The 5405-nt window shown below is 44.9% G+C and carries 4 protein-coding genes; 1 reads left to right on the top strand and 3 read right to left on the bottom strand.

Annotated elements, in window-relative coordinates; genetic code table 11:
* Positions 1 to 56: 56 nt before the first annotated feature.
* Positions 57 to 1079, bottom strand: coding sequence for a Gfo/Idh/MocA family oxidoreductase (locus tag Q0668_RS16210; RefSeq protein WP_298866526.1), 1023 nt, complete (start codon positions 1077 to 1079; stop codon positions 57 to 59).
* Positions 1080 to 1416: 337 nt separating this feature from the next.
* On the opposite strand from Q0668_RS16210, the gene Q0668_RS16215 reads away from it, so the two are divergent.
* Positions 1417 to 2277, top strand: a complete 861-nt coding sequence (locus Q0668_RS16215) for a hypothetical protein (RefSeq protein ID WP_298866529.1) — start codon at positions 1417 to 1419, stop codon at positions 2275 to 2277.
* Positions 2278 to 2341: 64 nt separating this feature from the next.
* Here the strand turns inward: Q0668_RS16215 and ettA are convergent, their stop codons facing one another.
* Together ettA and Q0668_RS16225 are read right to left on the bottom strand one after the other, a co-directional pair.
* Entirely contained in the window at positions 2342 to 4015 is a 1674-nt protein-coding gene (gene ettA, locus Q0668_RS16220) for an energy-dependent translational throttle protein EttA (RefSeq protein WP_298866531.1), read from the bottom strand.
* A gap of 286 nt (positions 4016 to 4301) precedes the next feature.
* Positions 4302 to 5405 (bottom strand): DUF2079 domain-containing protein (locus tag Q0668_RS16225; protein ID WP_298866533.1); only part of this gene is annotated, 1104 nt, incomplete at its 5' end.

The raw sequence follows: 5405 nt of genomic DNA on the forward strand, positions 1-5405 counted from the left end.
TCTCCACCTCAGGCACCCTCATCATTGTATATGGTGAGGGTGCTTTTTTATTGCGATCAGCTAGGGAAGAAATCAGCTAGATTGACGACTTTTTCAGTCCGGGATGAGTAATCAATGGCATTTAGCACTCGTTGTGTATTAATTCCCAGATCAGACCATTGTTGTTCTAATCGACCTGAGCGAACAATGTCGCAAAAATGATTGATCATACAAGTTTCTTGCAAAGGGGTGTCCGTTTCATGTGTGGTGGTATTGCCCTGGCCATCATTGATATAAAACTTGGGTCTGCCTTGATTCTCCCAGGGGCGTGTGAAGTCATCACATACTAAAGATGCTTTTGTGCCAGCTAGTTCAAAGGATTTACGCATGGCAACATCAAAGCCACAGTCGAATGAAGCGATTCGATTTTTGGTGAACCACATCATTCCTGAAAAATTGTAGTCAACGTCATTCAATGGTCGAGCAGTTCCGAAAACTTTCTGCGGAAGTTCATTAAAAGCCCACAGAGCCGCACCAATGCAATACCAGCCCAGGTCTCCTAAAGAACCGCCTCCCAGATCGCGCTGCAGTCTTAAATCATTTTCGGGGACTTGATCCCAATGAAAGGTAAATGAAGAAGTGAAGCGGCGATGTTCTCCGAGTGCATCACTGCGTATCAACTTGAGCATTTCATGGGCACGTGGATGATGGTACCACATGACACCGTCCATCAGTTGCACTTGATTTTCCAGACAGACGCGGCGCATTTCTCTAGTTTGGTTGACGTTTAAAGCCAATGGTTTTTCACACAAGACATGTTTGCCGGCTTTGGCTGCGCGAACTGTCCACTCACCATGCAGGGAGGGGGGAAGCGGAATATAAACAGCATCAATTTCCGGGTCATGCAAGATTGCTTCATAACTGCCAACACTGCGTTTGACATGGTGTTTTTGTGCCCAGTCGGCTGCTCTCGCAGAATCCCGACTGGCTATGCATGTGAGTTCTGCATTGTCTGCCTGATGAATTGCGACACTGATTTTTTCTGCGATACGAGCAGTGCCCAGAATCCCCCAACGCACTGTTCGGTTTGAGTCAATCATAAGATGTATTCCAGATATTTATAAAAAAAAATTGATATATTCATTCCAGAGTGTTATCGTCAAATGTAGAGCAGCACTTCTTTAATCATTCAATTATCTAAATACACAATAATCCTGCTCAATATCACAGACTTACGAAGTTCTGTAAAGTGATCGTCGTTCAGTTTACGTGTGCGATCTAAGTCACACTGGAATAGTTGGTATTTTCCTCCTTTTTATAAATGACTGGACACGTTTCTCGTGTGCATCTGTTGAATATATTCAAGTTAAACCTAAGCAATCACTGAACAGTATTCTCAAATCATTTGAAATGTGATCTGGTAGACAGGAGTTAAAAATGGCCAAACGAATACAGCTGTTAACGATGGCGGGAATCGTGTTGTTTTTTGGATGGACTTTAGTTGAATCAGCAGGCGGTGCTTCCAAAAAAAGAATTATCACAACTTTGAAATTAATACCGGATGTACCACAGGTAGAACTGTTTACCGGGATCAAAAGCCAGAAACTGGCAACACGCGTCTATCCGATGAGTGCGTATAACTCATCTGTATTTATTACGAACCTGACACAGCAGCCCCTCACTGTCAAAGTTCCCCAGGCTGTTTCATCAGTTCATATTCTAGCGCAGGTTGGGCAAGACAAGGGGCTTTTAGATGGACTTCTAGACAATCCACAATCGCAGAAAGGAAAGAGTCAGTCAGTTGGCGGAAATCTGTCACCTGTCGGTAACAATCAAAAATTAGACTTTCAAGGATTGTTCACAATTCCAGCAGAGAAAACCGTTCGATTGCGGCTGCGATCGGTCTGTCTGGAACATGGGAAGCCGAGTCCTTCCAGTCTAAAAACTTATGAATTAAGACCAATAGAATCAGAAGTTCAAGACGAAGCATTGGTTCTGATCCTTAAAAAATTTGATCCCCACTATGATGACTGGGAAATGGTCCAGGCCATCGCCTGGCATTTATCGAGCCATATGGATTGGCGTGAACTGGCCAATCAAAAGAAGAACCTCTCGATTGGTGGCGGGATCCCACAATTCTCATCAGCACAATTGATGAATGCGAAAAAAATTATTGAAATGGCTCAAATTCAAGTCAATAAAAAACAACCGTCAGGAACACGTCAGGAATTTGCAGACACAAAAACAGACACAGGTTCTGTTACAACGCTAACCAGAGTCAGAGAGAAGCGTCGGTAGAAGAAAACAAGGTTCTTCTTTTTAATGGCGTTGCTGGAGTCAGTGAGCGAAATAGCAAACGGTTTCAGCGTGAAAGCGGTTTAAACTGAAGTCGATGAGGAGAGTCGGCATCTTTGCCAATTTCCTCGTGGCGTTTGGCTTCATACATTTTATAATTCCCTTCAAACCAGCGGACTTTGCTGTCTCCTTCAAATGCAATGATATGCGTAGCTAAACGATCAAGAAACCAGCGGTCGTGGCTGACGACCAGTGCGCAGCCACTGTAGTGTTCGAGGCCTTCTTCTAATGAACGAAGAGTATCGACATCAAGATCGTTGGTAGGTTCATCTAACAATAAGAGATTACCACCTGACCGGAGTAGTTTGGCCATATGCACCCGGTTTCGTTCACCACCTGAAAGTTCACCTACCAGCTTTTGCTGATCAGCGCCTTTGAAATTAAACCGACCGACATAAGTTCTGGAGTGAATACTTGATTTGCCGACAACCAGGTGTTCGTGGCCTTGTGAAATTTCTTCATACACAGTTTTTTTCGGATTTAGCGAATCACGACTTTGATCGACATAGGATAGTTGGACGGTATCTCCCAGTTCCAGTGTTCCAGTATCCGGTTTTTCAACGCCCATGATCATCTTGAATAATGTAGTTTTTCCAGCGCCATTGGGGCCGATTACACCGACAATCCCGCCACGGGGTAATTCGAATGTAAAGTTCTCAAATAACAGTTTGTCACCGAAACCTTTCGTGACATTTTCTGCGATGAGAACTCTGCTACCCAATGGTTTGGAGATGGGTATTTGGATGTCAGAGGCATCATCCTGTTTTTCATAATCTTCAGCAGCCAATTCTTCATACCGCTGAATACGGGCTTTGTTTTTGGATGCTTGCGCTTTGGGAGACATCCGAACCCATTCCAATTCTCGCTTGAGAAACTTTTGCCGTTTTGATTCCTGTTTTTCTTCGACAGCCAGACGTGACTGTTTCTGTTCGAGCCACGATGAATAGTTGCCTTCAAAGGGAATTCCTCTTCCGCGCTCCAGTTCCAGAATCCAGCCGGCAACGTTATCTAGAAAATAGCGATCGTGAGTAATGGCAACGACGGTGCCGGCGAAACTGTGTAGATAGCGTTCCAGCCAGGCAACCGATTCTGCATCGAGATGGTTTGTCGGTTCGTCCAGGAGTAACAGGTCGGGATTTTGAAGTAAGATTTTGCAGAGTGCAACCCGGCGTTGTTCTCCACCTGAAAGTGTTCCAATAATCGAATCACCGGGAGGAACACGCATGGCGTCCATTGCGATTTCCAGAGTACGATCCAGTTCCCATAGATTGGCAGCATCGATCTGGTCCTGAAGAACCGCCTGTTCATCGATCAGCTTTTCCATCTCTTCAGGAGAGGGATCCTCTGCAAATTTCAGATTGACTTCATTATAGCGGTCTAAAATTGCCTGCGACTCGGAAACTGCTTCTGAGATACATTCATCTACAGTCTGACTGTTGTCTAACTCAGGTTCCTGTTTGAAATATCCAATTTTGATACCCTTTGCCGGGCGGGCATCACCTGAAAAATCGGTGTCCTCTCCCGACATGATTCTCAAGAGTGTACTTTTACCCGCACCATTGGCACCCAAAACTCCAATTTTTGCTCCCGGAAAAAAAGAAAGCCATATGTCTTTCAGAATCTCTTTCTGCTCATAAGTTTTGGTCACGCCTTCCAGCTGCATAATGTATTGTTGTGCCATGTCTCAATCTCGTGTCCTGCTGGACAAAAAAAATTATTATTTGTTACAAATTGACGTTGAAAACAGATCTGAAGTGTTAACCTGGCTGAAATCTGTTTGATGAAATCTGTTTGATGAAATCTGTTTAATACCGGCTTTGAGTCAAAATTGAATCTTGCGGGATAACATAGCTGGACATTCATCGCAAGTCACTCGAAACGGGGCTTACTCGGAAAAATATTCAAAAAACTTTTGCAAAGGAGCCTTGGATGGGAATTTCGGACGGCGACTGCTCCGGAAGTGGAGTTTATTCTTTTGGTATTACTTTACGTTTCAGGATGATGAAATATCCATTGGTCTGGTCCGGGATCAGCTCCCATTGATCCGGATGCTCTCGATATTCGGGAATCTGGTCGGGCGATTTGATTTCGCTATAAGGGTGTTGTGTGTCGATGACAATATAGTCAGTGTCAGCGGGCACTCCCAATTGATAGTCATTGACTTTCCTGCGGTAATTGCTGTAGTCATAGGATTTTGCATGATGTGTAAAACGGGGGTGTACAAAGTCGGTGGAAGCTACTTTACTTTCGGGAGAAATTAATGGAACGACTTTCATGAATTGTTTGGCTCGTTCGCCGGGGAGATAAAGCCGCTCCCAATGCCAGGCAGAGCCGGAATCCCAGAATACCAGCCCTAATGGCCCCAGACTGAAAAAACTGCCGGTTGCAATGGCAGCGCTCCAGAGAAAGTGAGTGGCAAAAGTCTTTCCAGCCAGCGGTTTTATTTTTAAAGACCAGCGATCGATCCAACTTGGAACGTTGCCCAAGCCGGCGACTGTCGCCCAGCAGAGTATCGGGACAATCGGTGCATGAAAATGATGACGTGGATCTTGTGCTAATTCATTCAGGCAAAGTAAACCGAACAGCGGAGCCGCAACCAGTAAGCGACTCGGCGAGAACAGTGGTAAAAAAGCGAAAGGCACGATTAGAGCCAGACCATAGATTAAGGTGTCAGGCTGAACCAGCTCGGCCCATAATAGGGAGGGTTTGAATAAAAGATTCTGAACGACTTCCCCGAGTGAGTCACCGAATTTACTGAAGTAACCGACATAATGGACTTGCATACCACTTCGAAACCAGGGAATCACAAATTTGACAACAATGGCCAGATAAATCACTGCAAACAGAGAGAGGCCGATTCCCGGTGTAACTGTTCTGAAAAGTGAAGGGCGGGGGACTAAGTTTTTTTGTTTGCCTTCTTGCCATTGCTGCCAGGCAATCCAGAGTCCCAGGGGGCCTAGAATAATGGCATAGTCTTCTTTGGCCGTTAAAGTCAGTAATAGTAGTAGTGAAGCAAATTTCCAGCGTTTTAACTCAATCGCTTCGAGTGCAAACAGCAGAATGGGAACGCC

It is taken from the genome of uncultured Gimesia sp. (genome assembly GCF_937910335.1).
Classification (GTDB): Bacteria; Planctomycetota; Planctomycetia; order Planctomycetales; family Planctomycetaceae; genus Gimesia.

Bases quoted from the DNA above. Each gene is read 5' to 3' on its own strand.
- Q0668_RS16210 (WP_298866526.1), bottom strand. From the start codon at position 1,079: ATGATTGACTCAAACCGAACAGTGCGTTGGGGGATTCTGGGCACTGCT.
- Q0668_RS16215 (WP_298866529.1), top strand. From the start codon at position 1,417: ATGGCCAAACGAATACAGCTGTTAACGATGGCGGGAATCGTGTTGTTT.
- ettA (WP_298866531.1), bottom strand. From the start codon at position 4,015: ATGGCACAACAATACATTATGCAGCTGGAAGGCGTGACCAAAACTTAT.